This window comes from Anaerobacterium chartisolvens, from assembly GCF_003337415.1.
GTDB classification, from domain to species: Bacteria; Bacillota; Clostridia; order Acetivibrionales; family DSM-27016; genus Anaerobacterium; species Anaerobacterium chartisolvens.
The window spans coordinates 13925-40675 of sequence record NZ_QPJT01000008.1; the positions used below are offsets into that span (position 1 = coordinate 13925).

At 42.8% G+C, this 26751-nt stretch carries 21 protein-coding genes; 4 read left to right on the plus strand and 17 right to left on the minus strand.

From position 1 onward, the window contains the following. Positions 1-190: 190 nt before the first annotated feature. From DFR58_RS08290 to DFR58_RS08345, 12 genes are all read right to left on the minus strand, one after another. The gene (locus DFR58_RS08290; RefSeq protein WP_114297362.1) at positions 191-1108 is read right to left on the minus strand and encodes an RluA family pseudouridine synthase; all 918 of its coding nucleotides are present in this window, start codon (positions 1106-1108) and stop codon (positions 191-193) included. A 29-nt stretch (positions 1109-1137) separates the two neighbouring features. Further along, positions 1138-1599: a signal peptidase II gene (lspA, locus tag DFR58_RS08295; protein WP_114297363.1), complete on the minus strand. Its 462-nt coding sequence runs from the start codon at positions 1597-1599 to the stop codon at positions 1138-1140. A gap of 50 nt (positions 1600-1649) precedes the next feature. After that, on the minus strand, positions 1650-3314 hold the full coding sequence (locus tag DFR58_RS08300) for a peptide ABC transporter substrate-binding protein (RefSeq protein ID WP_114297364.1): 1665 nt from the start codon (positions 3312-3314) through the stop codon (positions 1650-1652). A gap of 28 nt (positions 3315-3342) precedes the next feature. Continuing rightward, positions 3343-4113: a peptidoglycan editing factor PgeF gene (gene pgeF / locus DFR58_RS08305; RefSeq protein WP_242987469.1), complete on the minus strand. Its 771-nt coding sequence runs from the start codon at positions 4111-4113 to the stop codon at positions 3343-3345. Positions 4114-4410: 297 nt separating this feature from the next. After that, positions 4411-4674 (minus strand): stage V sporulation protein S, encoded by a 264-nt coding sequence (locus tag DFR58_RS08310; protein ID WP_114297365.1) that lies wholly within the window; start codon positions 4672-4674, stop codon positions 4411-4413. Between the two features lie 122 nt (positions 4675-4796). Beyond that, entirely contained in the window at positions 4797-5582 is a 786-nt protein-coding gene (locus DFR58_RS08315; RefSeq protein WP_114297366.1) for a TIGR00282 family metallophosphoesterase, read from the minus strand. A 126-nt stretch (positions 5583-5708) separates the two neighbouring features. Next, a complete protein-coding gene (rny, locus tag DFR58_RS08320) occupies positions 5709-7295 on the minus strand; it encodes a ribonuclease Y (protein WP_479722734.1) in 1587 nt (528 codons plus the stop codon). Between the two features lie 24 nt (positions 7296-7319). Beyond that, the gene (locus tag DFR58_RS08325) at positions 7320-7529 is read right to left on the minus strand and encodes a hypothetical protein (RefSeq protein ID WP_170138084.1); all 210 of its coding nucleotides are present in this window, start codon (positions 7527-7529) and stop codon (positions 7320-7322) included. Positions 7530-7862: 333 nt separating this feature from the next. Beyond that, positions 7863-8717, minus strand: coding sequence for a bifunctional methylenetetrahydrofolate dehydrogenase/methenyltetrahydrofolate cyclohydrolase FolD (gene folD / locus DFR58_RS08330; protein WP_114297369.1), 855 nt, complete (start codon positions 8715-8717; stop codon positions 7863-7865). 77 nt (positions 8718-8794) lie between these two features. Continuing rightward, positions 8795-10753, minus strand: coding sequence for a YgiQ family radical SAM protein (locus DFR58_RS08335; RefSeq protein ID WP_114297500.1), 1959 nt, complete (start codon positions 10751-10753; stop codon positions 8795-8797). A gap of 85 nt (positions 10754-10838) precedes the next feature. Further along, positions 10839-11201 carry a sulfite exporter TauE/SafE family protein gene (locus tag DFR58_RS08340; RefSeq protein WP_114297370.1) on the minus strand — a complete coding sequence of 121 codons (363 nt, stop codon included), beginning with the start codon at positions 11199-11201 and terminating at the stop codon, positions 10839-10841. Between the two features lie 57 nt (positions 11202-11258). Continuing rightward, a complete protein-coding gene (locus tag DFR58_RS08345) occupies positions 11259-11630 on the minus strand; it encodes a sulfite exporter TauE/SafE family protein (RefSeq protein ID WP_114297371.1) in 372 nt (123 codons plus the stop codon). 239 nt (positions 11631-11869) lie between these two features. Here DFR58_RS08345 and DFR58_RS08350 point away from each other — a divergent pair, with 239 nt between their 5' ends. Next, positions 11870-13396, plus strand: a complete 1527-nt coding sequence (locus DFR58_RS08350; RefSeq protein ID WP_114297372.1) for an alkaline phosphatase — start codon at positions 11870-11872, stop codon at positions 13394-13396. Between the two features lie 121 nt (positions 13397-13517). After that, entirely contained in the window at positions 13518-14696 is a 1179-nt protein-coding gene (locus DFR58_RS08355) for a YibE/F family protein (RefSeq protein WP_114297373.1), read from the plus strand. A 7-nt stretch (positions 14697-14703) separates the two neighbouring features. Here DFR58_RS08355 and DFR58_RS08360 read toward each other — a convergent pair whose 3' ends face one another. The 5 genes from DFR58_RS08360 to DFR58_RS08380 all read right to left on the minus strand — a co-directional run bounded on the left by DFR58_RS08360 (position 14704) and on the right by DFR58_RS08380 (position 23977). After that, a complete protein-coding gene (locus DFR58_RS08360; protein WP_114297374.1) occupies positions 14704-15375 on the minus strand; it encodes a sensor domain-containing protein in 672 nt (223 codons plus the stop codon). A 339-nt stretch (positions 15376-15714) separates the two neighbouring features. Next, a complete protein-coding gene (locus DFR58_RS08365) occupies positions 15715-16455 on the minus strand; it encodes a PilZ domain-containing protein (RefSeq protein ID WP_170138085.1) in 741 nt (246 codons plus the stop codon). A 221-nt stretch (positions 16456-16676) separates the two neighbouring features. After that, on the minus strand, positions 16677-18413 hold the full coding sequence (locus DFR58_RS08370; RefSeq protein WP_114297376.1) for a glycosyl hydrolase: 1737 nt from the start codon (positions 18411-18413) through the stop codon (positions 16677-16679). Between the two features lie 364 nt (positions 18414-18777). Further along, positions 18778-22545: a phosphoribosylformylglycinamidine synthase gene (locus DFR58_RS08375; protein WP_114297377.1), complete on the minus strand. Its 3768-nt coding sequence runs from the start codon at positions 22543-22545 to the stop codon at positions 18778-18780. 193 nt (positions 22546-22738) lie between these two features. Continuing rightward, positions 22739-23977, minus strand: coding sequence for a methyl-accepting chemotaxis protein (locus DFR58_RS08380; protein ID WP_114297378.1), 1239 nt, complete (start codon positions 23975-23977; stop codon positions 22739-22741). A gap of 508 nt (positions 23978-24485) precedes the next feature. Here DFR58_RS08380 and DFR58_RS08385 point away from each other — a divergent pair. Continuing rightward, positions 24486-25040, plus strand: a complete 555-nt coding sequence (locus DFR58_RS08385) for a helix-turn-helix domain-containing protein (protein ID WP_114297379.1) — start codon at positions 24486-24488, stop codon at positions 25038-25040. 29 nt (positions 25041-25069) lie between these two features. Further along, entirely contained in the window at positions 25070-26722 is a 1653-nt protein-coding gene (locus DFR58_RS08390) for an AMP-binding protein (RefSeq protein ID WP_114297380.1), read from the plus strand. Positions 26723-26751 lie beyond the last annotated feature (29 nt).

A 26751-nucleotide genomic window follows, 5' to 3' on the forward strand; every position in this document is an offset into this window, starting at 1 on the left:
TTATTTGAGTTAAATTTAGACAAGCATTTCAATTTAGAAAGGGGGCCGCTACTGTTTTTATACAGTAAAAGCTTAAATAAAAAAAACACGGCTATATTTTTAATAACCTTGTTTTTTATTTAAGCTTCTTTAAGCACAAAAAAATAGGCCTCTGCCCTCTGTTCATGGCCTATTTAGACAGAAGCGTCCCCTACACCCTTAAGCTTTGAAGCAATTCTTCAAAATAACCCGGGAGCCTGGCCTCAAATTCCATGTACTCGTTTTTTATAGGGTGTATAAAGCCAAGCACTCTGGCGTGCAGCATCTGTCCGCAAATGCCATATTTCTGCTTTTTCTTGCCATAAACCATATCCCCTACCAGAGGATATCCTATATACGACATGTGTACCCTAATCTGGTGGGTTCTTCCCGTTTCAAGGGTCAGCTCCACATACGTGGTGTCCCTAAACCTTTCAAGCACCTTGAAATAAGTTACCGCCCTGCGCCCATTCTTTGTGTTTACCGACATTTTTTTTCTTTCCACAGGGTGCCTCCCTATGGGCGCATCTATTTTTCCGCTGTCCTCCTTGATTACACCCTCTACAACAGCGGCATAAACCCTCTTTATATCGTGATCCTTAAGCCTTTCCGACAAGCGCTCATGGGCGTTGTTATTCTTTGCAACCACCAGCACACCCGAGGTGTCCTTGTCTATTCTGTGTACAATTCCCGGCCTTATTATTCCGTTAATATCCGACAGACTGTCCCCGCAGTAATCCATCAATGCATTTACAAGGGTCCCTGTGTGATTTCCCGCAGCGGGATGCACCACCATTCCCTTTTCTTTATTTATTATTATGATGTCCCCATCCTCATACACAACATCAAGCCGGATTTTCTCAGGCCTTACATCCAGCCTTTCAGGCTCGGGAACGCTTATTTCTATGCTGTCATCGGCCCTTAGCCTGTAATTTACCTTTACTCTTTTATCGTTGACCTTTATCAGACCGTCCTCTAGGAGCTTCTGTATATAAGTGCGTGAAAAGCCTTCCAGCCTTTCCGAAAGCCATGCATCTATTCTGATTCCCTCAGTGCCTTCATCAATTATCATCCGTTCAAGCCGCTTCATTTTTAATCCTACCACCAATCAGGCTTATTTTATGCCCCTTTCCCGGGCTTTTCCTTATATATAAACAACAAATAATACGCAAGTAAAAAGCTGCCTATAACAACACAGCAATCGGCTATATTAAAAATCGGAAAAATATATGTACCGAAATGAAATTCCAGAAAATCTACAACGCTTCCTATTAAAAGCCTGTCAATAAAATTCCCCGCAGCTCCCCCTATTATCAAGGAAAGCGCCGTCCTTAGCAGCCTGCTATCCATCTTATATAAAAAATATGCTAATACAGCCACTATTATTGGTGTCAGTATAAGAAAAAAGTATCTCCCGTTCTCCAAAATACTCCATGCAGCCCCTGTATTTCTTATGTTTGTTATATAAAAAAACTGGTCTATTACAGCAGTTGATTTGTGGTATTCAATGTTGTTTACTATAAAATATTTTGATGCCTGATCTGCTGCTATACAAAAAATAATTATTGCTATCCATAGCATATTCAAAAACCTCTTCTCTACCTTTTCTTAAATTTATTTTGATGCTTAAATCAGCCCGGTATGTACCATCTGGTAATATCATTAAACCTGTCCCATACGCAGGGCTTCATATCTCCTCTTATTTTCCTGTTATATAACACAGCATTGTTGTAAAAGTACATACCCATATAAGGAATCTCGTCCGAAAGGACTTTATGCATTTCATTAAATGCCTCACGCCTGACTTTCTCGTCGCCGTTTGTTATAATCCGCTCAAGGCAGGCATCCACCAAAGGATTTTTATAGTTTGCAATATTCATCCCCCCCGTCTGAAGGGAGGCATACATAAACGATATATCGGGAACGGATGATATCCTGCAGCCTAAGAACACCATATCAAACTTCCTGCTTTTTATAAGCCTGAATTCCTCATCCCAGTCAATCCTTTTTACCTCTATGTTTATGCCCGCTTCCCTAAGCTGCTCACCAAGCTTTACAGCGGCACGGTATCTTATTTCATTAAACTCATTTACAATAATTGTAAAATTCAAAGTCACACGCTTTCCGTCAATGCTCTTGTACATTCCCGCCGCCGATTGCTTCCAGCCATTTTGCATAAGTATATCTCTTGCCTTTGATTTATCAGGAAGATAGCTGACAGGATTATCAAAAATCCATGCATTTGGGTTTACGGGAAGCTCCGCCGCAACAGCCTGCCCCGGTATAACATCATTTATTATTCTGGCCTTGTCAGTTGCAAGAGCAATAGCCTGCCTTACGGCTTTATCCTTAAGCGCAGGATTATCAAGATTAAAGGCTATAAACTCAAAATCCCTGCTCTGATATTTCCTGGTGGTAATGTCCGGCCTTCCACTGTACTTGCTGAAGTCGCCCCTATCAGCAACTGCAATGTCTATATTCCCCTCCTGAAATGCTACAAATTCATCCTTTGGGCTGTCATATATGTTTATGTCTATTTCATTTATATATGGAATTTGAAGTCCGGAATTTTTATCCTCCCTAAGTCCCCACCACAGGTCATTGGAAATAAGCCTGTAGCCGTCAGTTCTTTGACTTTTTATAAATTTATACGGACCTGTCCCAACAGGCAGCATGTTTTTATCCGACGTCTTAACAAAGACGTCCTCTCCTTGATAATACCCTGCGGGTACTATGGGGAACGTCATTCTCTCAGGAATAAAATAGTCAGGAGCCTTCAAAAATATTCTGAAGCTGTTTCTGTCCACAGCGGTATAGACAGCAATATTGCTGATGTTATCCCTATAGACGCTTTCCGATCTGCTGTTTTGAATAACATCGAAGGTAAATTTAATGTCCTCAGCAGTTAGGGATACATTGTTGTGCCACATGGCGTTTTCCCTTACATGGAAGGTCCATATAAGTCCGTCATCCGACACGCTCCATGTGTCGCACAGCGCAGGGGTAGGCCTTTGGTTTTCATCCAGCCGTACCATTCCGTCAAATATAAAGCCTGTAAAGTTTTGGACAAAGATGTTTTTTGTCAGTATGGGATTTAAGGAATCAGGCTTTGTTGTAAACAGATTAACAACGCCCCCCTTCACAGGGCCTTTATCCACTACATTGTCATTTGCCTCAGCAGCCAGAGCAGTGCCGCTGTCCTGAGTGCCCATTCCGCCGGAATTGTCTGCTTCCGAGCAGGAGCTTAAGCTTAAAAGCATTATTATCAATGCCGTAAAAAAACATAGCTTGCGCAAATTTCATTTCTCCCCTATGGCATAATATTCATATGAGCTGCATCACGGCAGCCATACTTCCGGTTCTTCCTTCGTCCCCCCTGTAAGAGTAAAACAAATCCTTATTACATTTTGTACATACCCCCGTAAGACAAATATTTTCCTCTTTGACCCCTGCGTTGACAATAGAGCTTTTAATAATTGACTGCAAATCAATATGCCATTTATCCAAGCCTGTTTTTTTGCAATGCGGGCTGCTCCATATAAGCCTTTGCATAAACTCCGAATACACCTCTTCCCCCACCTCAAAGCAGCATTTTCCTATTGAAGGGCCAATTACTGCCTGTATATCGAAAGGATCACAGCCGTACTTATTCCTCATCCCATCAATGGTTTTTGACGCAATCTCCAGGACAGTACCCCTCCAGCCCGAATGTACCAGTGCAATTGCCTTCTTCTCCGGGTCCAATAAATATATCGGAACACAATCGGCATAAAAGGTCACAAGAGCTGTGTTCCTTTTGTTTGTCATCAGCGCATCATATCCTTTGATATCGCTTTCACAGAACAAACCCTTTCCTCTGTCCCTCTCATCCGCAGGATATATGCGGTCATCATGAACCTGTCCGGACAGCACCATATTTCGACAATCTATATCCAGGGCATCCGCTAATTTTTTGTAGTTTTCGACAACCCTCTCTCTGCTGTCCCCTCTGTTAAAGCCAAGATTAAATCCTCCGCTTCCCCCAAGCCTTGTGGTAAAACAGTGCACCAGCATATCGGAGTAGCTGTCAAGCTTTTTGAATTTAATAAAATGCAAATCCCCATTCGGTACATAAATTATATCTCCGCTGTTTAAAAGTCCACTCTTTATTTTAAAGTCCCCCCTTTAAGCCCGCACCTTCCGCAAACCAATATATGCGCATAGAAAATCATATCACATTGCAGTTTTATACTCAATAATAGTATCACCGAAAATGAATAAAAAAAAGCATTTAATGCCAAAGCCTTATATTTAATATAAATAATATGCTTTTTCATTAAATGCAATTACAGAATAAATGCAATTACAAAATTTATTTCTATTGTAGACCCTGCGTATAGCTGTTGTTTACAGTCATCTTCTGGGTTCCACTATTAATTTTATCGCCGTCCTCTCTTCCCCTTCTATAAGTATATCCGTAAATGCCGGTATACATATGAGTTCAAATCCAGAAGGTGCAACAAACCCACGTGCAATCGCCACTGCCTTCACCGCTTGATTCAGTGCCCCTGCTCCAACTGCCTGAATTTCAGCAGTTCCTCTTTCCCTTATAACTCCTGCGAGAGCACCTGCAATTGAATTTGGATTAGATTTTGCTGAGACCTTTAATACATCCATAATTTTACCCCCCAAATACATTATGGATATATTATTCTACAAAAAAATAGAAAATCCTTCTTTTTAGTTAAATTTTAGTAAAATAAGATTATTTAAACATAGCCCACATTTTTTATACACTACTATTGATGATTGATAATCTTAAATACCCTTTCCATTTTTAAGGTTTTTCCTGTTTTTTCATCTATATCCAAAACAACGGCATTAAACTGAGTACTGCCTCTGGCAAGGTCAAATTTTACGGGTATGTGCTTTAGGAACTTTTGAATAATTATGTCCTTGTCCACACCTATGATTCCCTCATAAGGCCCTGTCATTCCTACATCTGTAATATATCCCGTCCCGCAGGGAAGTATTCTTTCGTCCGCTGTCTGCACATGTGTGTGCGTACCCAGCACACAGCTTACCCTTCCGTCAAGATACCATGCCATGGCGCATTTCTCTGAGCTGGCTTCGGCGTGCATATCCACAATAATCACCCTTGCAAAGCTCTTTAAGTATTCAAGCTCCCGTTCGGCAGCCTTAAAGGGACAGTCAATAGCATCCATGTAAACGCGTCCCATTAGATTCAATACTCCAATTTTGTGATTTTCACTGCCTATTATTATAGACCCCTTGCCGGGCAAATCACATGGATAATTTGCCGGCCTCACAATCCTGCCTTCCGATTCTATGAAGCTTAATATCTCATTCTTTGCCCAGACATGGTTGCCCATTGTTATAGCGTCCGCTCCAGACTTGTATATTTCCTGAGCGGCAACATAGGTTATTCCCTTGCCGCCCGCAGAGTTTTCACCATTTACAATACAGAAGTCTATCTTCAGCTCCCTTTTCATTTTAGGAATTATCTCTTTGACTGCCTTTCTTCCCGGATTGCCGACAACATCTCCAACAAATAAAATCCTCAATTATTTGCCTCCATTCACAGTACAGCTTATAATAGGTATCAAAAACAAACATAACAAAAGCGCGCCAGCACTCTTAGTTTTATACTCTTTGTGTATTGGCACGCTTTATATTATATTGCTGTTTTACTATTTTGCATATTCAATTGCTCTGGTTTCCCTTATAACGTTTACCTTTATCTGTCCCGGATATTCAAGCTCACTTTCAATCAATTTAACGATTTCGCGAGCCTTTATTACAATTTCGTCATCAGCAACATCTTCAGGCTTTACAATTATTCTTATCTCTCTCCCCGCCTGTATGGCAAAGGATTTTTCGACTCCGGGGAAGGAATTGGCTATATCCTCAAGCTTTTCAATACGCTTTATATAAGACTCCAATGTTTCCCTTCTTGCACCGGGTCTTGCGGCAGATATTGAATCCGCTGCCTGAACCAAAACCGCCACCACCGATGAGGCTTCTACATCGCCATGGTGTGCAACTATTGCATTAATGATTTCATTGCTCTCCTTATATTTCTTAGCCAGATCTCCTCCTATTGTGACATGTGAACCTTCGATTTCATGATCTACTGCCTTACCTATGTCATGGAGCAATCCGGCCCTTTTTGCCAATGCCACGTCGGCGCCCAATTCGGCTGCCATTAATCCCGCAAGGTGCGAAACCTCAATAGAATGGTTTAACACATTCTGCCCATAGCTGGTTCTGAATTTCAGCTTGCCTATAAGCCTGATTAATTCAGGATGAAGTCCATGTACCCCTGTTTCAAATGTAGCATGATCTCCTTCTTGGCGTATTGTGTTTTCAACTTCCTTCTTTGCCTTCTCTACCATCTCTTCAATTCTTGCAGGATGAATTCTTCCGTCAAGAATGAGCTTTTCCAGAGTTATTCTGGCAATCTCTCTTCTTATTGGGTCAAAGCCCGACAAAATAACGGCTTCAGGAGTATCGTCAATAATAAGATCAATGCCGGTGAGAGTTTCAAGCGTTCTTATGTTTCTTCCTTCACGCCCTATGATTCTACCCTTCATTTCATCATTCGGAAGTGGAACCACAGAAACTGTAGCCTCTGATACATGATCTGCCGCGCATTTCTGTATTGCGGTGGCTATTATGTCCCTTGCTTTTCTGTCTGCCTCTTCCTTGGTTCTGGCTTCAATCTCCTTAATAAGAATAGCCGCCTCATGCTTTACTTCGTTTTCAACATTCTTCAGAAGGTATTCCTTAGCCTCTTCGACAGACAGCCCCGATATCCTCTCAAGCTCACCCATCTGTTTTGCATGAAGCTCCGAAATCTTGTCCTGAAGGGCTTGGGTTTCCTTGCTTTTTCTGTTAAGGACCTCTTCCTTCTGCTCCAGCGTCTCCATTTTTTTATCCAGAGACTCGTCCTTTTGCACAAGCCTTCTTTCTGTGCGCTGTATTTCATTACGCCTGTCCTTAATTTCCCTATCCAGCTCCACCCTGCTTCTGTGTATCTCTTCCTTTGCCTCGAGCAATATTTCCCGTTTCCTGCCCTCGCCTTGCTTTTGTGCCTCACTGACCAGCCTTTTGGCCTCCTGCTCGGCACTTCCTATTTCAGCCTCAGCAGTCTTTTTTCTGAATTCAACACCCTTTTTAAACATTATAATTGAAGCTATAACAGCACCAGCTACGCCACCAATTACTAGTCCTATCAAACCGCCTACAAATATAGCACACACCTCCTCAATATTCAGTTTTCAATGCTCAAATTTAAATAACTATTCTGTAGGTCCAAAACTCCTGTCAGGCCCTGCATACCCAAAGCAGCTTAAAAGCCCATTTATGACCTTGCCGACACAGGTTAATCCATAGTATCGTCTAAATGTACCGCTAAAGCAGCTTTTGGAAATTACACGCCCAACCGGCATAATATTAACCGGATACCGATTAAAGAAATAATCTGTCAATATATGGATTGGCTCATGCATAGAAAAAGCACCCTGCATCTGCAAAAAATACACCCTTCTCTACAATAGATTCCTTAAATATTGCCGCACCCAAATATTCGGAAGCTATAATGAATCCTTAATATATATCCATAATCTCTTAAATCATTCCAGTTAAATTATTACCATTTTATTAGGGAACTTTTATAAAAATTTCTATTCTTTTAATAAAAGTTCATTTTTAAGCACAGCTTAATTTTAATCTTTTTTAAATTTTATGTCAAGAATCAATTAAAATCCGCTTCTGTTCAATCGTTCCCGCCGCCCGGAATTCATTTAAAACAGGCGTTGACCTCACAGAGGAAATATATATTTTTATATTCCGTTTTGAAGCCTTGCCGCCTTTACGGTATTTCTCATCAGCATGGCTATAGTCATAGGCCCCACGCCTCCTGGCACGGGAGTAATAGCCGAAGCCACCTCACAGGCGGAAGCATACTCCACATCCCCCACCAATTTTTTATTCTCCAGCCTGTTCATTCCCACGTCAATTACTACTGCACCGGGCTTAATAAAGCTTCCCTTTATAAACTCCGGCTTTCCTATGGCAGCTACAAGTACGTCTGCGCGCCTGCATATTTCGGGAAGATCTCTTGTTTTTGAGTGGCATACCGTAACAGTTCCATTTTTCGCCAGAAGCAGCATACTCATGGGCTTTCCTACTATATTGCTTCTTCCTACGACAACACATTCCTTTCCCTGTATGTCAATACCCGTCAAGTTTATAAGCTCAATAATTCCCGCAGGAGTACACGGCATAAACATTGGATTTCCTATCATAAGCCTCCCTGCATTTGAGGGATGAAAGCAGTCGGCGTCCTTTCCTGGGTCTATGGCATAAAGGACATTTTCCTCATTTATATGCCTCGGAAGAGGAAGCTGAACAAGTATTCCGTTTACCTTGGCATCCTTATTAAGCACATTTATTAAATCAATAAGCTCTTTTTCTTTAATATTCGCATCAAGAGCGTATTCAAAGGAAGCTATGCCTATCTCCTGACATGCCTTCTTTTTATTGTTTACATATACCCGAGAAGCGGGATCGTCCCCCACAATAATAACCGCAAGCCCCGGCTGCACACCTCTTTGCACCATTTCCCGGACCTCTTCTCCAAGCTCCTGCTTCACTGCCTTCGACAGCTCTGTCCCATTTAATATTTTTGCCCCCATTATATCCAACCTTTCCTTAAGAATTTTAAATTAAGCTTTATGGCACATCAATTATTTGCAATCCTGTTAATTTTATTTTAATGCCTTGTCCTTGTCAATTTTTTTCGCTCTGCTTGCACCCTTTTATGATTTTTTCCCTTTACCGCTTTGCCGGCAGCAATGGCCTTTTGTGAGCCTCCGGCAGCCTCAGCCCTTTTTTTTGCCGCACGCCTCGGCCTTATCAGGCATTTGGGCCCAAAGCCTATTAAATCATCCCTTCCGGTTATTTTTAAAGCCTCGTAAACCAACTCGTAATTTTCAGGCCTCCTGTATTGCAATAAAGCCCTCTGCATGGCTTTTTCCTTAGGTGCCTTTGGCACATACACCTTTTTCATGTCCCTTGGATCAAGCCCCGTATAAAACATGCAGGTGGATAATGTGGCAGGGGTAGGGTAAAAATCCTGCACCTGCTCCGGCATATGCCCCAAATCTCTTAAATACTCCGCCAGCTCCACCGCCGCCTTAAGATCGCTCCCCGGATGGCTGGATATCATATACGGTACAATATACTGCTCCTTTTTTATTTTCTTGTTTATTTCGTAAAACCTTTTAACAAATTTATCATACACCCGTCTTCCGGGCTTTCCCATCCTGTCCAGCACACGGTCAACCACATGCTCCGGCGCCACCTTAAGCTGCCCGCTTATGTGATGCTTGCACAGCTCCATAAAAAATTCATCATTTTTATCAAGCATCAAATAGTCATATCTTATGCCTGACCTGATAAAAACCTTCTTAACCCCGGGGATTTCGCGCACTCTCCTCAAAAGCCCGAGATATTCGCTATGATCCACTATAAGGTTCTTGCAGGGCTCAGGGTAAAGACACTGCCTTTCCTTGCACACACCCTTATCCTTCTGCTTTGTGCATGCCTCATGTCTGAAGTTGGCGGTAGGTCCTCCGACATCATGTATATAGCCCTTAAATCCCGGAAGCCAGGTCAGCTTGACAGCCTCGCTTATTATTGACTGGCGGCTGCGGTTTTGTATTGTCCTGCCCTGATGAAAATTCAAGGCGCAAAAGGAGCAGCCCCCATAGCAGCCTCTATGGCTTGTTATGCTGAATTCAACCTCCTTTATGGCAGGTATGCCTCCATACTTTTCATATGACGGATGATATGTCCTTTCATATGGAAGAGAATACACCCTGTCCATTTCCTTTACCGTCATTGCCTGTGCGGGAGGGTTCTGCACCACATACCTGTCGCTGTGCTTTTGCACAAGAGTTCTTCCGGTTATTGCATCCTGTTCGTCATACTGCACCTTAAAGGAGCGGGCATATGCCTCTTTGTCCTCGGCTACCTCCTCAAATGATTTTAAAAGAGAATATTTCCCATCATTTCCGCCGTTGCCTTTTATGAATTCCCTGATATCTTCGGAAAGCTTGTCAAGGCCTGCCATATACGCAGTGCCGCGTACATTCCTTATTGCTTCGACAGCAATTCCTTCTCTTAACTGCCGTGCAATTTCAATAACAGGCTTTTCTCCCATGCCGTATATAAGCAAATCCGCTCTTGAATCCTGCAGAATAGAGCGTCTGACCCTATTATCCCAATAGTCGTAGTGGGCAAACCGTCTGAGGCTTGCCTCAATTCCTCCTATTATTACAGGAACCCCCTTAAAAACCTCTCTTATTTTGTTAGAGTAGGCAATAACGGCCCTGTCGGGTCTGTATCCGGCCCTGCCTCCCGGAGAATACGCATCCTCGCTCCTGCGCTTTTTACTGGCAGTGTAATGATTTACCATAGAGTCAATAACTCCCGATGAAATCAAAACAGCATATTTAGGACGTCCTAAAGTAATAAAATCATTACCTGTTTTGCAGTCAGGCTGGGCTATTATCCCCACCCTGTATCCTTCACTCTCTAAAAGCCTTGTAATAACAGCATGTCCAAAGCTTGGATGATCGACATACGCATCTCCGCTTATATATAAAAAATCAAGCTGATCCCATCCCCTGCTGTGCATATCTTCTCTTGTAACCGACAAAAAGCTCATCTGTTTATTTCCTTTCAGTATATGGCTATAACAATTGTAACATAAAAAACGGCAATTTGCGGCATGGTTTTTACTCCCCGCTCCCTCATGCCTTTTCATCCCTTCCCTTTCTCAGCATTTCCCACAGGCCTATGGCAAGAAGAAATGCTCCAAAAAGCTTTTTTAAAATATTCCCCGGCATACAAATAGCTAATGTTGACCCTAGATACGCACCCACAAGGCCGGAAATAATTATAGGAAGCGCAAGCTTAAAGTCAATGGCTTTATTTTTTGCATGGATTATAAGTGCAATGATTGCGGTGGGTATAAAAAACAGCAGATTTACACCCTGCGCTTCCTGCTGGCGAGGGTTTAGAAATATCACAAGAGCAGGTATAAGCACAGTCCCCCCTCCTATTCCCATGCCGCTTACTATTCCTGCCGCCACTCCTATAAGGAAAAGTATCATCTTTTAAGTCCTCCCTTTGTCAAATACCAATGCGCACATCATTTTTCCATACGGGCGTCAGGCTGTGAGCATCCTGAAGGATGCCAAAATCATAAATACCGCAAAAATTTTTCTCAATACCTTTGCGGGACATATATTCAAAAGCTTAGCCCCTAAATATCCCCCTGCCATTCCCCCAAGCATAACAGGCAGCGTTATTTCCCAATTTACAAGGTTGTTTGACACATACAGATACGCGCTGACCACCGTAAGAGGAAGTATAATCGATATAGCCGTTGCATGGGCCTTATGCTCCTCAACATTTAAAAGCATTATCATTGCAGGCACAACAATTGTCCCTCCGCCTGATCCGAACAAACCGTTTGCCGCTCCGGTAATCAGCCCTATAAGCATATATTTTATATGCTTCATCAGTTTTGAATGCTTCATGTTTGAATGCTTCATATCTTACAATTCAGCCCTTTAAGCTATCCAAATTTTAAATCCGTTTGCTTGCTTAAGTATATATTATTTGGTTTAAATCCCATTGTATGCATAGCTTTTATTAAGAATAAAATCCCAAGGTATGTACAAATTTTACATTTCTCTAATCTACGGTTAATATTTCTTTTATAGAATCCAGTATGTACTAAACCATATACCAAATTTTAATAAGGGGGTTTTTAAAAATGTTTACATCCAAAAAGAGACTAATCGCAGTTATTCTCTCAATTGCCGTAATTTTAACAACAGGCTTTATGATGCTTACCGCATCTGCCTCAGATGAAAATCAGGTTAAAAACAATTACTCCGGCAAAACTCCAAAGTATGTATTTTTGTTCATAGGAGACGGCATGAGTTATCCGCAGATATACTCGTCAGAAATATTTTTAGGCAAGAAGCTTTACGGAGATTCTAAAATCGGCACAAGCAAGCTCTCCTTTTCAACCTTCCCTGTTGAGGGAACCTGCGCTACCTTTGATGCCGAAACCTTTATACCCGACTCGGCATCAACGGCTACATCAATTTCAACGGGAAATAAAACTCTCGGCGGAATTATAAACATGGATACCGAAAGAAAGACATCTTTTAAAACCATAACGGAGTATGTTAAGGAAAAGGGATATAAGGTAGGAGTAATCACAAGCGTTTCACTTGATCATGCCACTCCCGCCGCATTCTATGCACACCAGCCATCCAGAAACAATTACTATGACATATCTGTAGAGCTCGCAAAGAGTAATTTTGATTTCTTCGGAGGAGGCGGCTTCAAGCAGCCTAAGGGATCAAAGGGCGATCAGACTGACGTAATTGAAATTGCAAAGCAAAATGGCTTCAAATATGTTAATACCAAAGAGGGAATATTAAGCTTAAACTCCGAGTCAGGAAGGGTAATAGCAGTAAATCCTGTTCTGGACAGGGATAAAGCACTTGCATATGAAATAGACCGCGCCTCCGATGACCTGTCACTTTCCGATTTTGTAAAAAAGGGAATCGATGTTCTTTACAACCCCAAGGGCTTCTTTATGATGGTTGAGGGCGGAAAAATAGATTGGGCCTGTCACGCAAACGATGCGGCTGCATCAATAAAGGATACTCTTGCCTTCAGCAAATCGGTAGATCAGGCATTGCAATTTTATGAAAAGCACCCCGACGACACGCTGATAATTGTAACTGGCGACCACGAAACAGGCGGTATGACAATAGGCTTTGCAGGAACTGCTTATGAAACCTTCTTTAATAAAATAGGATATCAGAAAAAATCCTTCCTTGAGTTTGACAAGGAAATAGCACAATACAGGGAAAACACCCCCGCCTCTGAAGCAAAACTTACGGACTTGCTGCCTTCTATAAAGGAATCCTTCGGGCTGATAACCTCAGAGGATGCAGATGCCTCCAAAAATGAAGGTATGGTGCTGAGCGATTATGAGCTGGAGACCCTTAAGGGTGCATTTGAGCAGACAATGATTCCCGCAAAGGAAAGGAAGTTGTCCGAAAGAGAAAGCATACTTTACGGAACATATGAACCCTTATCTGTAACTATTACCCATATATTAAACAATAAATCGGGAATAGGCTGGACTACATATTCACATACAGGCCTTCCTCTCCCTGTGTTTGCAAAGGGACTGGGACAGGAAATATTTAATGGGTACTATGACAACACCGACCTTTTCAAAAAAATGGTATCTATACTTAAAATCGATATAAAATAGCCGAAGTATCTTAATTATTAATAAAAGCAAGTCAGGCTGTCGCAAAGCAAATTCCGGCTATAAGCCATACTGCATCTGCTTTGCGGCAGCCTCTTGCTCTTAAAAAAGGGGCCGCTTATTTATGAAGAAGAAACTTTTAAACCGCGATAATATATTCGTTATATTCGTATTGCTGGCTACAGCAATACTGCTTTTTATTCCTACAGGCTTCGAAAAAATAATATATCCAAATACCGAAAGAGCGAAAGCTCTTATTGTAGATACCGATAACTTAAATATCAAGTCCGCAGGGCTTATAAAGCATGGAGATCAGCTTTGTAAAATGAAAATTCTCAGCGGTAAATTCAAAGGGCAATCAGCCGAAGGAGTAAACAGGCTTGTCGGAAAGCTTGAGATGGACAAAATATTTAACAAGGGAGACACCGCACTGGTAGTTATAGATTATACCGATGATGAAATACGCTTTGTAAACATCATAGACCATTACCGCCTAAGCATTGAGATAATACTTTTCCTCGCCTTTATACTGCTGCTTGTAATTTTTGCCGGCTGGACGGGGGTAAAGGCTCTGCTGTCTTTTGTCTTTACCATACTTATGATATGGAAAATTTTAATTCCGTTCTTCCTCAAAGGATACAACCCCATAATTTTATCACTGCTTGTAGTATCCGCAATGACTGTAGGCACCATATGCCTTGTATCGGGCATAAGCAGAAAATCCCTTGCGGCAATATTAGGCTCTCTTTCAGGCTCCCTTCTGACATGTATTCTTGCTATTACTTTTGGAAACGGTTTTAAAATACACGGCGCTGTGCTGCCATTTTCAGAAAGCCTTCTGTATTCCGGGTATATGCATTTAAATCTCACAGACATTTTCATAGCAGGCATATTTATTGCGTCGGCAGGAGCTTTAATGGATCTCGCAATGGATATATCGGCCGCGATTTATGAGATTGTGCAGAAAAAGCCCGACATATCAAAGAAGGAGGCCATTCTTTCAGGCTTTTCAATAGGGAGAGCCGTAATAGGCACCATGACGACAACCCTGCTGCTGGCCTACTCGGGAGGCTTTGTAGCACTTCTTATGGTGTTTATGGCACAGGGCACTCCCATACAAAACATACTCAATTTAAAATATGTATCGGCAGAAATTTTGCATACCATAGTGGGAAGCTTCGGGCTTGTCACCGTAGCTCCGATTACAGCGGTATTATCAGGTATTCTTATGGCTTCGCCCGAGCTCGCCGGAAAGCTCAAGGAACAAGCTTCATCTCCCTCATATACCGAGGAGGCTCCTTAAATACCGGCTACCACTCATCTGCCATAAGAGCCGTTAGTTTAACTGAAATATAGGTTACAAAATTTAATATGTGAAGTGATATAAAGGCTATAAATACTCCCGCTACCATATATATAAATGATTTTTCCATAGATGAAAAATAGCCCGGTGCAAAAAGAGAAAAGATGTCATGACTGAATATATCTATTCCCGAGCCTTGCAGTATAGACTGGTAAATAACGGGACAAAATACAAGCGCAAGGCTCACTGTTCCAAGCGTGACAGCCAAAACAAACGCAAATATCCCAAGAGGGAATTTTATTGCAACAAGGTACGTCAGGCTCTTCCATGACTGAGGGTCGGAAACATGCGCCTTAAATTTTTTCAACATTCCACCCTCACATATCTCTCCGGAATTCATTAAAGGGATATTAATCCCCGTAAAGCCTTTAGCCAGCATACACTCAAACGCCATAAGCCTTTTGGCGAAGAAAAACATAAATATAATAAGCGGAAGACCTATAAATATAGGTATAAGGCCCAAACCCAAGGATATTCCAGTTATAAAAAACACAAAATAAAATATGCCGAGCGGGAATGAAAGCAGCAAATAAAATATATTTGAATATGTTCTGGGATTTGCCGCCACTGTAAAAAAGTTATTGAAAAAATTTTGTAAAGGCTTGTTCGTCTCTTCCATTTCTTTATCTCCTTTATATATATTTGCTTGCGCAGACAGTGTTTTTTATCTGACTAAACTATATATACGGATATACTTTAAAAAAGTCTTATTTTTATTTACGTCTTAAGGATACATAAAATATAGACATATTACAGCACGCCTGCAAAATGCCCCCCCTCTATTTTCTATATGTTAAATTCTTTAAACTCCAGAATTTCTGAAAATTAAGTAATTTAACATAAATTTAATTTATTACATTAAAATACATTGTCCTGCAAGGATGCCTGTCTCACTTCCTCAGACCGGCACAGTGAATCTCAAGAGGATAAAGAACCGGCCTAGCGCTTAAAAAGTCTTTCATCTCCTGCCTCTTCCCTTTAAAAGCGAGTCCAGCTTCTGTACGGCATCATCCAGCATATGGCGTGTGGTTGAACCGAAAGCTGAGTATTCATCGGATATGCTTATTCCGTTTACGTCTTGAGTACTGCTTATGTTAACTCCCTTTAAGTATTTACCCCTGAAAAAGTCCAAAAGCTGCTCGGAGCATCTTACCGACTGGGTATCGTTTACATTCAGCCTCAGCCCATATGCAAGATACCCTGTCATGCTGTCCTTCCTGACAGCGGTAGTTTCCATAAAGGATAGCTCCCCTCCCATAAAAGCAATAACCTCAAGTCTTTCTCCCACCTTAAAATCAGCTTTAGAGTAAAGCATCATGCCATATTTACTGGCATTTTTAATTACCGCACTTGATCTTTTAGAGCCCAAAACCGCCTTTATCTCCGCCGGATAAGACGCAGGTATTCTTTCATAGAGGCGTTTATTTGCATCTGACTCCAGTTCATCCCCATCCAGCTCAATAGTGCCGTCGGAATTGAGCTTTTTTACATCAAACCCCTTTACAATTACTTCGCCTCCCGAGTTATATGCAATGACTACAGGGTCACCTTCAGAAAAATCCCTCTGTTGACTTTCATCTTCAAGCCTCATGACTATATTTTTTTCGGATAAACTTAAAACCACGGCATTGCAAGGCAAGTTTACCGTGTAATGAAAAACCAGAGCAGTAATGCTTAGGCTTTTATTATATTCCTTCACTTCCAGCACACCCCACATACAATAATTTATATATTACTCATTATATTCTATGTATTTATAATTCAAATTAATAACAACCGCCAAGTAATCCTCACTAATTATATAATAATATGTTTAATTTTTCTACCAAAAAAAGCTCCTTTCTTAAAATATGTTCTTTTTGATTTTGTAGCGGGATAAGGAGGCGGGCAGGCACGGGGGCCTGCCCCTACTGATATTTTTTAGGATTTGTAAGGAAGTGCTTCTATTTGGCCAATCAGGTATCTTTTGAGTATTGAAAAGTCCACGGAGTCAACCGTGCCGCTGGCATTTACATCTGCCGCTTCCATATTTAAGCCTGCCGATGCTTCTTCCAGCAGCACTCTTTTTAACAAAGCAAAGTCAATAGAGTTTACATTTCCATCATCATTTAAATCTCCGTATAGAATTTCAGGGTCATCGCCAGAAGATATGGGGTATGTTTTCAGGTCAGGAAGCTCGTCTAAGGTTATGCAGTATTCGCTTGTGTACATTTCAATGAGCCAGTCCACAGGGTTGTTCTGCTCTCCTGTCAGCCACCATCCGTACCACGGGCAGAAATACAGCCAGCCCGCCATTTCATTCGTAAGGTTCCCTACTCTGGGAATAGTATCGTTTTCACTCATTGCAACCATCTTTTTCCCGTCCGTAAGCTTCACCAGATTATAGAATGTAGAGGAAATAGCACTTCCATTCGGTAAGCCATCCTTTGCGTTGTACTTGTCGTAGCCTAAAATGTCAACCACATCATCCCCAGGATACCATCTTGCGGATGTTTCATAGGTGTAAGAGGTCCAGACCCATATAATGTTATTCAGTCCATACTCATTTGTGAATTTATCATATATGAGCCTGTAGAGCTGCACACAGTTCTCCGGGCCTTCCGCACCCCACCAAAACCATCCGCCCTCCGCCTCATGAAGGGGCCTGAAAAGCACAGGAACTCCTGCGTCCTGAAGCTGCTTGAATTTTCCGGCCATAATCTCAATATCTTTGAGCATGGCAATATTTTCTGCCGTCCCCACTGTCAGAGCCTTTGATATGCTGAAGGTGGTGCTTTCTGTGTAAAAGCTGTTGTCTGCCTTTTTGCCGATATCTCCCGGCGAAAACCAATGCCAGCAAACTGTGGGTATACCTCCCTTATTATTGTACCAGTCAATAACACGTTCGGCACACAAATCGTCCCACATCAGACCGTTCCCCCGGTAGTTCATAAAGTCAAAGCCCCTTACCGCAGGCAGCTCTCCCGTTTTTCCCTTTATGTAAGTAAATTCCGCCCACGCACCCTCATAGTTATGAGATCCGCACATCTCCTGCTGGCCCGAAAGTATATGCTTGCCGTAAACGTCTGCAAGATAGCTCATAAGAGATTTTGCCTCGTCGGTAGCATTGGGGTTTACCAGTGTTTTGCTGGCCTTAAGGCTTGTGATGCTTTCATCGGCAGGCTTGACAATAATGTAATCAAAGAAGGTATATCCCCAATAGCCTTCAAATTCAATGTTATTTGCGCCCTCTTTGAGCTTGACAATTCCCGCTGAAATCTCTTTCCAGCTAAGGGTGTACGTGAAGCTCACCTCTCCCTGATTCGCATTGTTTACATTAAGATACTGTACCTTTTTGGTTTTGTCAAACGGCTGCGCGTATCGTACAATTAATTCGTAAAGCCCTGCCTTGTCGATCTCCACATTGACCGAGGTACTTGTACCCTTCTGTTCTATAAAGGTGCAGGATGCCCCTGTCAGGTCAAATACCTGTCCATCGCCTGTTTCCCCCTTATAGTCGGTGTAAATTTTAGCGCCTTTTTGTACACCGTTTTCAAATTCGTACTTGACTCCCTCTCCCGCCGCAAAGGCTGACACCGTGCCGGTAAATAGCATCACAGGCATCAATGCTGCCAGTGTCAATGCCGATAGAGCCCTTTTTATTGCCTTTCCTTTCATACAATAACCCTCCCTTTTTTATAACAATATGCCTGTGCTTTTAATGTGTCATCTTCTAAAAATTTTGCCGCACTAAAAAGCACCGGCTTATTTCCTGTTTATTTTCAAAAAAAGCATTTCCATAAAGGATTAAATTTTTATGGGCATATGATGTAAGCTGCTGTAAATATTGCTTTAGACAAGAACTTTAAGATAAGTATGCATTTTTAAGGATTGTGCCCTGCGGTCAGGCTTATTTTTGAAGTATGCCTCCGCCTGTTAATTCATTATACCATAAATACTAAAAATTTTCTAAAAAATTCGCTAAAATATACCAAAAAAGGCACCTATCTTTTAAAGAAAGGCACCTTTTTTAGGTTAAATACTACTTAAAATAATTTACTCCGGCCTCAAATATCCTCTGATCCTTTTCTCCGGGAATATTTTTGGCGATGTTTGAGCCTATCCTTTCAGAATGGGCCATTTTCCCAAACACCCTTCCATCGGGGCTGGTAATGCCTTCTACAGCCTCAAAGGAGCCATTTGGGTTATACCTTATGTCATAGGTTGCCCTGCCCTCAAGGTCTACATACTGTGTGGCTATCTGCCCGTTCTTCTCAAGCAATGCAAAAACCTCCGCATTTGCGGCAAATCTTCCTTCGCCATGTGATACCGGCACGGTATGAATGTCCCCTATGCTCACATTCGACATCCACGGTGAAAGCCTTGAAACGGCCTTAGTCATCACCATGCAAGATACGTGGCGGCCTATGGTATTAAACGTAAGGGTGGGGCAAGCCTCGTCAATGTCCCTTATCTCTCCGTAAGGCACGAGGCCTAACTTTATTAGTGCCTGAAATCCGTTGCATATTCCCAGCATCAGCCCGTCCCTGTGCTTTAAAAGCTCATTGACAGCCTCCTTTACATACTCATTTCTAAAGGCAGTGGCAATAAACTTGCCCGATCCGTCAGGCTCATCTCCCCCGCTGAAGCCTCCGGGAAGCATAATTATCTGGGAGCGTTTAATTTTGTCCGCCATTATTCTGACCGACTCTTCAATGTCTTTAGAGGACATGTTTCGTATTACAAAAACATCAACCTCGGCACCGGCATTTTTGAAGGCCCTCTCAGTATCGTATTCACAATTCGTTCCGGGAAACACCGGCATGAAAACCCTTGGCCTTGCAATTGGGGAAGCAGTTCTTTTGCCGGCCTTAAAATTATCAAAAGAATACTGCTGTGCAGCCTTACTTTCTGTCTCTGCGGCAGTAGGGAAAATTTCCTCGAGAGGCTCCTGCCATTTTGCCGCGGCAGCCTCCAAAGCAATTCTTACTCCTCCCGCCTCTATATCGGCATCAGGCTTTGTAACACCCACTTCCCTGTAACTTATATCTCCAAAAAGAGCGCTTATATCTTCATTTTCCGGTATTTCAAGCAAAATTGAGCCATAGTCGGGCATAAACAGCTCTTGCGGCTTTATTTCATCCGTAAAAGCAAAGCCTATCATGTTTCCGAAGCACATCTTGCTGATTGCCTCGGAAAGCCCTCCAGCCTTTATGGTGTGCGCCGCGAGCACCTTTCCGCTGCTTATTAAGCGGTGTATTAAGGCATACCCGGCATCAAGCCTTTCAAAGTCGGGAATATCATACCTGTCTCTTATTAATGGAACCAGCACCACCTTAGAGCCTGCTTTTTTAAATTCCGTAGAAACCACGTTCCGCACATCCACCATATCAACAGCAAACGAAACAAGAGTGGGAGGAACGCTCATGTCCTTGAAGGTTCCCGACATGCTGTCCTTACCTCCTATTGCAGGTATGCCGAGCTTCATCTGGGCATAATAGGCTCCAAGCAGAGCACTTATGGGCTTTCCCCATTTTTCCGGGTCCTTCCCCAGCTTTTCAAAATACTCCTGAAGCGTAAGCCTTACGCTTTTATAGTCCCCTCCCATTGCAACGATTTTTGCCACCGACTCCACAACGGCATAAATCGCCCCATGAAACGGGCTCCAGCGTGCTATGGAAGAATTATACCCATACGCCATTGCAGTTCCCGTTACCGTTTCTCCGTCCCGCACAGGCAGCTTTGCCACCATCCCTTCCGCCGGACTTAGCTGGTGCTTTCCTCCAAAGGGCATCAGCACGGTAGAAGCTCCTATGGTACTGTCGAACCTTTCTGCCAGCCCCTTCTGACTGCAAACATTCAGATTCTGAAGGTTCTTTATCCACGCATCCTTCAAATCGCCCTCAAAAGCACAATCCTGCTTGAAAAAGCTTTTATCCCTATCCGGAATTGTAATTACCGCACTGGCATTTTGTCTCACACCATTAGTATTTAAAAATTCTCTGCCTATATTAACTATTGTGCTTCCTCTCCATACCATTTTCAGCCTTCCGTCATCAGTAACAACCGCCACCGCGACAGCCTCAAGGTTCTCCTCCCCGGCACAGCCTATGAATTTCTGCACATTACCGGCATCCACAACCACAGCCATGCGCTCCTGAGACTCGGATATAGCAAGCTCGGTACCGTCAAGGCCCTCATATTTTTTAGGTACCGCGTCGAGATTTATTTCCAGACTGTCGGCAAGCTCGCCTATTGCAACCGAAACTCCTCCCGCTCCAAAATCGTTGCATCTTTTTATCATTCTGCTTACATCAGCGTTTCTGAAAAGCCTTTGTATTTTTCTCTCGGTAGGGGGATTGCCCTTTTGAACCTCTGCCCCGCAGTTTAAAAGCGACTCCTCGGTATGCTCCTTTGATGAGCCCGTGGCTCCTCCGCAGCCGTCACGTCCCGTCCTTCCTCCCAAAAGTATTACAACATCTCCCGGACAAGGAGCCTGCCTTACCACATTCCTTCTCGGAGCCGCGCCTATTACAGCACCTATCTCCATCCTCTTTGCCACAAAGCCCTCATCATACACTTCGGCAACCTGTCCCGTAGCAAGACCTATCTGGTTTCCATACGAGCTGTACCCTGCCGCAGCCCCCGTGGTTATTTTCCTTTGCGGAAGCTTGCCGGGAATGGTATCCCGTATTCCTGTTCTGGGATCTCCGCTTCCTGTTACGCGCATAGCCTGATACACATATGATCTTCCCGACAGGGGATCTCTTATCGCTCCCCCAAGGCATGTGGCGGCTCCTCCGAACGGCTCTATCTCGGTAGGGTGGTTATGCGTCTCATTCTTAAACATAACAAGCCATTCCTCGGTTCGGCCATCTACATCCACGCTTGCTGTTATGCTGCAGGCGTTTATTTCATCCGATTCGTCAAGATCATGAAGCCGCCCCCTCTTCTTCAATTCCTTCATCGCAATAGTTGCAATATCCATAAGGCACATGTCCTTTTGCTTTTCGCCGTAGACATATTTTCTTGACTCGCTGTAGCCTTGGTAAACAGACGCTATAAAATCCGAATAATAGCCGTCCTCTATTTTCACATTATCTATATTGGTAAGAAAGGTGGTATGCCTGCAATGATCCGACCAGTACGTGTCAATAAGTCTCAGCTCGGTTACTGTTGGATCTCTCCTCTCGGTATTCTTAAAATAATCGCGGCAGAACATAAGATCCTCAAGCGACATGGCAAACCCCATATCCTTCATCATAAGCTCAAGCTTTTCCTCAGGCATTGCAGTAAAGCCTTCCAAAACCTTTACGTCAGGCGGAAGCTTCACCTCCATATCAAGGGTCAGAGGCTTGTCCGTCTGCGCCTCCTGACACTCCACAGGGTTTATGCAGTAATTTTTTATTTTATTATAATCGTCCTCGGATATGTTCCCCTGTACTATTATCAGCTTGGCCACTCTGGAAGACGGCCTTTCTCCACCTGTCAATATCTGTATGCACTGGGAGGCAGAATCGGCTCTCTGATCATACTGTCCCGGAAGATACTCAATGGCTATAAGCCTGGCCTCGCCTTGCAGCTCAAAGCTTTCGTCAAATACAACATCCACAGGCGGCTCGGAAAATATCGTGTTTTTTGATTTAATATACTCCTCCTCGGATATTCCCTCAATATCATACCTGTTTACTATCCTTACAGCTTCTAATCCTCCTACTCCGAGGTTGAATTTCAAATCCCTGTAAAGTCCCTGCGCCTCAATATCAAAGCCCTTCTTCTTTTCTACAAAAATACGCCTAACGCTGCTCATTTATTTCTACCTCACTATATATTTATTTTACTCCGCAAACCAATTTTAATTTAAGTATTTCCTTACTTGATTATACTATGATATAGTTCATTAGTAAAATTAATAACCTTAAAAAATTTAATCGCAAATTGCAGATTAAAAAGACCCCCGACAAAAAGGCAGGGGCCACTGATTCGGGTATTGTTGCAAAACACTAAAGCTTAAACTTACCTATAAGCTCATTGAGCTTTACGGCACTTTCAATGCTGATCTCGGTATTTTCCTTTACACCCTTTATATTCTGCTCAATGGTATCGGCTTTTTCATTAATATCCGATATTCCTTCCACACCCTTGTTAGATGTCTCACTTACCTGATGAATTGCCGCGGCGATTCCCGATATCGAGCTCTTAAGCTGCTGCGCCGTCGCGCTGAACTCGGTCATCATCCCGTTAAACATATTTGCATCCTCGGAGTATTGCACCGCAGTATTTATCAGCTTTTTATAATCCTCATTAACCTCTTTGTCAATAAATTCAAGCAGCTCTCCCGAGCTCTCGGCAAGATTTTCCACAGAGGAGGTGACTGGCTTAACGATATCCTTTATTGTAGACGCGGTTTTAGATGACTGCTCGGCAAGCTTCCTTATCTCATCCGCAACCACCGCAAAGCCCCTGCCGGCATCTCCTGCCCTTGCCGCTTCAATAGCGGCATTCAGCGCAAGGAGATTGGTCTGCTCCGTTATCTGAAGTATTGCCTGTGCAAGCATTTCAATTTGTGAAACCTTCCGCGACTGCTCTATCGCCAGCTTAACATGCTGCTTTTTATTAGTGTATATATCGTCTGCATTTCTGCTTGCATTTTCAGCCTCAAGCTTAAGCTTATCCGCCCTCAATACCGCATCGCTTGCAGCAGCGGCACCATCTCCCGCCCTTACGGCAATAGAGCTTACGGCCGTCTCAATTTCATGTGCCGTTGCATTTATTTCCTGCGCTGTTGCGGCAGTCTCCTCCATGCTTGAAGAAAGCTCCTGGGTTGTAGCTGCCGTTTGGCTTATTCTTGATTTAAGCTGTTCCGTCATTTCCTCGACACTTGAGGCATTTTGAGTAATACTGTGTGAGGATTCCGCTATAAGCTCAACTATCTTCCTGAGAGATCCTCTCATGGAAGACAGAGAATTGGCCGCCGCACCTATTTCATCCTTTCTGGATTTAATAAGATTATATGTGGTGTCATGGGTCAGATCATATCTTGCGGTATTATCAATTATATGTATTATTTTATTAAGCGGAAACAAAATGGATTTTGTTTCACTGAACGCAGCCAGACACGCATAAGCGACAAACACCGCCGCCACTATGGCTACAGGCACTCCAAAATAAACAGACGCTATATTCCCTCCCACTGCCAGCGCAATGTAAATAAGCATAAGCAAAACTATTCTTTTTTTCATAGACACATTCTATTCCCCCTTAAATTCCGAGACGCAGATGTAAATTTCCAAATTCATCTTAACATAACGGCGTTATAACTTCAATAATGTATAAATACTTTTTTACCCTATATAATATTTTAAAAAACATGAATTTTTTTTACGGTTTTATATCCACTATATCTAAAAACAAAAGCTTATGCTTTATTTTATGCCGCGCCTGTGCTATTATATTTTAGTAGATTTATAAGTTCGGAGACATTCCTTCTATAAGCTATATAGTTTAGGCTTTGCATATCGGATAACGGAGAATGTAAAATAATATCCTCCAGAATAATTTCTACTCTAACTATAGAAGCATGTATACCTGTAGAAGGCGCTTGTGATTTTAGTTAGCTGAAATTATATCCCGGTCACGCATTCCGGGGAAATTATCCTTGCGGAAATTATTTTACATTCTTTTTAGATAGTTTGTATCCTAATTTATATAAAAAGAGGAATGTCACCTTGATTTAGAAAGGATGGTTGTATGTCAGAGCAAATTAAACAGATTGCTGTAAGAATTAAAGAGCTCAGAGAAATTTCAGGCATTTCCCCCGATTCTCTTGCGGGGGAATTCAACATCCCCATCAAGACCTATCTTGAGTATGAAAGCGGCAATGTAGACATTCCCGTCAGCTTTCTTTATGAGGTTGCAAACAGGTTCAATGTGGAGCTTACGGCAATTCTCACAGGAGAAAACCCCAGACTTCATACCTACTGCCTTGTGCGGAAGGGCAAGGGAATGAATGTTGAGAGAAGAGAGCATTATAAATACCAAAACCTTGCCTACAACTTCATACATAAGAAGGCTGAACCCTTTATGGTGTCTGTAGAGCCTGAGTCTCCTGAATCTCCTGTACATTACAATTCTCATCCCGGTCAGGAATTCAACTATGTGCTTGAAGGCACCCTGAAGGTAATAATAAATGGGCATGAGATAATTCTTAACGAGGGAGATTCTCTGTTTTTTGATTCCGGCAGTAATCATGGAATGAAAGCAATGGGAGAAAGCACCGCAAGATTTCTTGCAGTAATTTTTTAGACTTCATTTTTATAGGAGGTATCACTCTGATGTTGGAAAAATTTGTGTCCCAAACGGAATACTCTTCCTTTGAGGATTTTGTAGAGAATTTTAAGATAAATGTCCCTGAGAATTTTAATTTTGCCTATGATGTGGTTGACGCAACAGCAAAGGAAGCTCCCGACAAGACGGCAATTGTATGGTGCGATGAAAAAGGTGACGAGGCGACATTTACATTCGGACAGCTAAAATACTACAGTGATAAGGCGGCAAGCTTTTTTAAATCGGCGGGAATAAAAAAAGGCGATCCTGTAATGCTGGTTTTAAAAAGGCGTTATGAGTTCTGGTTTTGCATACTGGCCCTTCACAAGTTAGGAGCGGTATGTATCCCCGCAACACACCTTCTTACCGCAAAGGACATTATATACAGGAATAATGCCGCCGATATAAAAATGATTGTGTGTGTCGCCGAGGAAGAGGTTATATCCCATGTTGAAGCATCTCTGGACAAGTCTCCTTCCCTTAAGGTAAAGGCTCTTGTGGGAGGAAGCCGTGAGGGCTGGTATGACTTCTGCCATGAGCTCGAAACGGCGTCTGAAAATTTCTCCCGCCCCGAAGGAGATCAGGCTCCTGTAAATGAGGACATATCTCTTCTGTATTTCACATCGGGTACGACGGGTATGCCTAAGATGGTTCAACACAACTTTACATACCCCTTAGGGCATATTCTTACGGCAAGCTACTGGCAGAACGTGCAGGACAACGGCCTGCATCTAACTGTGGCCGATACGGGGTGGGCCAAAGCAGTATGGGGCAAAATATACGGGCAGTGGATAGCGGGCTGTGCGGTATTTGTATATGATTACAACAAATTTGTTCCCAAGGATTTGTTAAATGTAATAGTAAAGTATGGAGTCACCTCCTTCTGTGCGCCTCCTACAATATACAGGTTTTTTATAAAAGAGGATTTGAGCAGGTATGATTTAAGCAAATTAAAATACTGTGCTGTTGCGGGAGAGCCTTTAAACCCCGAGGTATACAACCAGTTCCTCAAAGCTACGGGGCTTAAGCTTATGGAGGGCTACGGGCAAACAGAGCTTACCGTTACTCTGGGCACCTTTCCGTGGATGGAGCCCAAGCCCGGATCAATGGGAAAGCCCGCTCCCAATTATGATATAGACCTGATAAATGAAAACGGAAATTCCTGTGAGGTGGGAGAAGAGGGGCAAATAGTTGTGCGCACCGATAAAAAGGTACCCGTTGGCCTGTTCGGAGGCTACTACAGAGATAAGGCATTAACCGACAGTGTATGGCATGACGGAATTTATTACACAGGCGACATGGCATGGAAGGATGAAGACGGCTACTACTGGTTTGTGGGCAGATCCGATGACGTTATTAAAAGCTCGGGCTACAGGATAGGGCCCTTTGAGGTAGAGAGCGCACTGCTTGAGCATCCTGCCGTGCTGGAGTGTGCAATAACGGCGGTTCCCGACCCCGACAGGGGGCAGGTGGTGAAGGCCACTGTGGTATTGTCAAAGAACCACATCGGCAGTGAGGACTTAAAGCGCGAGCTTCAGGAGCATGTTAAAAGGGTTACCGCTCCGTATAAATATCCAAGGATAATTGAATTTGTAGAAGAACTTCCTAAAACAATAAGCGGAAAAATACGCAGGGTTGAAATAAGGGAAGGCGATAAATAGAACAGAAGTTAAAAGAGACGCCCTTTCAC

Coding starts and splice junctions, on each gene's coding strand:
- DFR58_RS08290 (WP_114297362.1), bottom strand. CDS start 1,108: ATGAAGCGGCTTGAACGGATGATAATTGATGAAGGCACTGAGGGAATC.
- lspA (WP_114297363.1), bottom strand. CDS start 1,599: ATGCTATGGATAGCAATAATTATTTTTTGTATAGCAGCAGATCAGGCA.
- DFR58_RS08310 (WP_114297365.1), bottom strand. CDS start 4,674: ATGGATGTATTAAAGGTCTCAGCAAAATCTAATCCAAATTCAATTGCA.
- DFR58_RS08325 (WP_170138084.1), bottom strand. CDS start 7,529: ATGCATGAGCCAATCCATATATTGACAGATTATTTCTTTAATCGGTAT.
- folD (WP_114297369.1), bottom strand. CDS start 8,717: ATGGGGGCAAAAATATTAAATGGGACAGAGCTGTCGAAGGCAGTGAAG.
- DFR58_RS08335 (WP_114297500.1), bottom strand. CDS start 10,753: ATGAGCTTTTTGTCGGTTACAAGAGAAGATATGCACAGCAGGGGATGG.
- DFR58_RS08340 (WP_114297370.1), bottom strand. CDS start 11,201: ATGATACTTTTCCTTATAGGAGTGGCGGCAGGAATAGTAAGCGGCATG.
- DFR58_RS08345 (WP_114297371.1), bottom strand. CDS start 11,630: ATGAAGCATTCAAAACTGATGAAGCATATAAAATATATGCTTATAGGG.
- DFR58_RS08350 (WP_114297372.1), top strand. CDS start 11,870: ATGTTTACATCCAAAAAGAGACTAATCGCAGTTATTCTCTCAATTGCC.
- DFR58_RS08355 (WP_114297373.1), top strand. CDS start 13,518: ATGAAGAAGAAACTTTTAAACCGCGATAATATATTCGTTATATTCGTA.
- DFR58_RS08360 (WP_114297374.1), bottom strand. CDS start 15,375: ATGGAAGAGACGAACAAGCCTTTACAAAATTTTTTCAATAACTTTTTT.
- DFR58_RS08370 (WP_114297376.1), bottom strand. CDS start 18,413: ATGAAAGGAAAGGCAATAAAAAGGGCTCTATCGGCATTGACACTGGCA.
- DFR58_RS08375 (WP_114297377.1), bottom strand. CDS start 22,545: ATGAGCAGCGTTAGGCGTATTTTTGTAGAAAAGAAGAAGGGCTTTGAT.
- DFR58_RS08380 (WP_114297378.1), bottom strand. CDS start 23,977: ATGAAAAAAAGAATAGTTTTGCTTATGCTTATTTACATTGCGCTGGCA.
- DFR58_RS08385 (WP_114297379.1), top strand. CDS start 24,486: ATGTCAGAGCAAATTAAACAGATTGCTGTAAGAATTAAAGAGCTCAGA.
- DFR58_RS08390 (WP_114297380.1), top strand. CDS start 25,070: ATGTTGGAAAAATTTGTGTCCCAAACGGAATACTCTTCCTTTGAGGAT.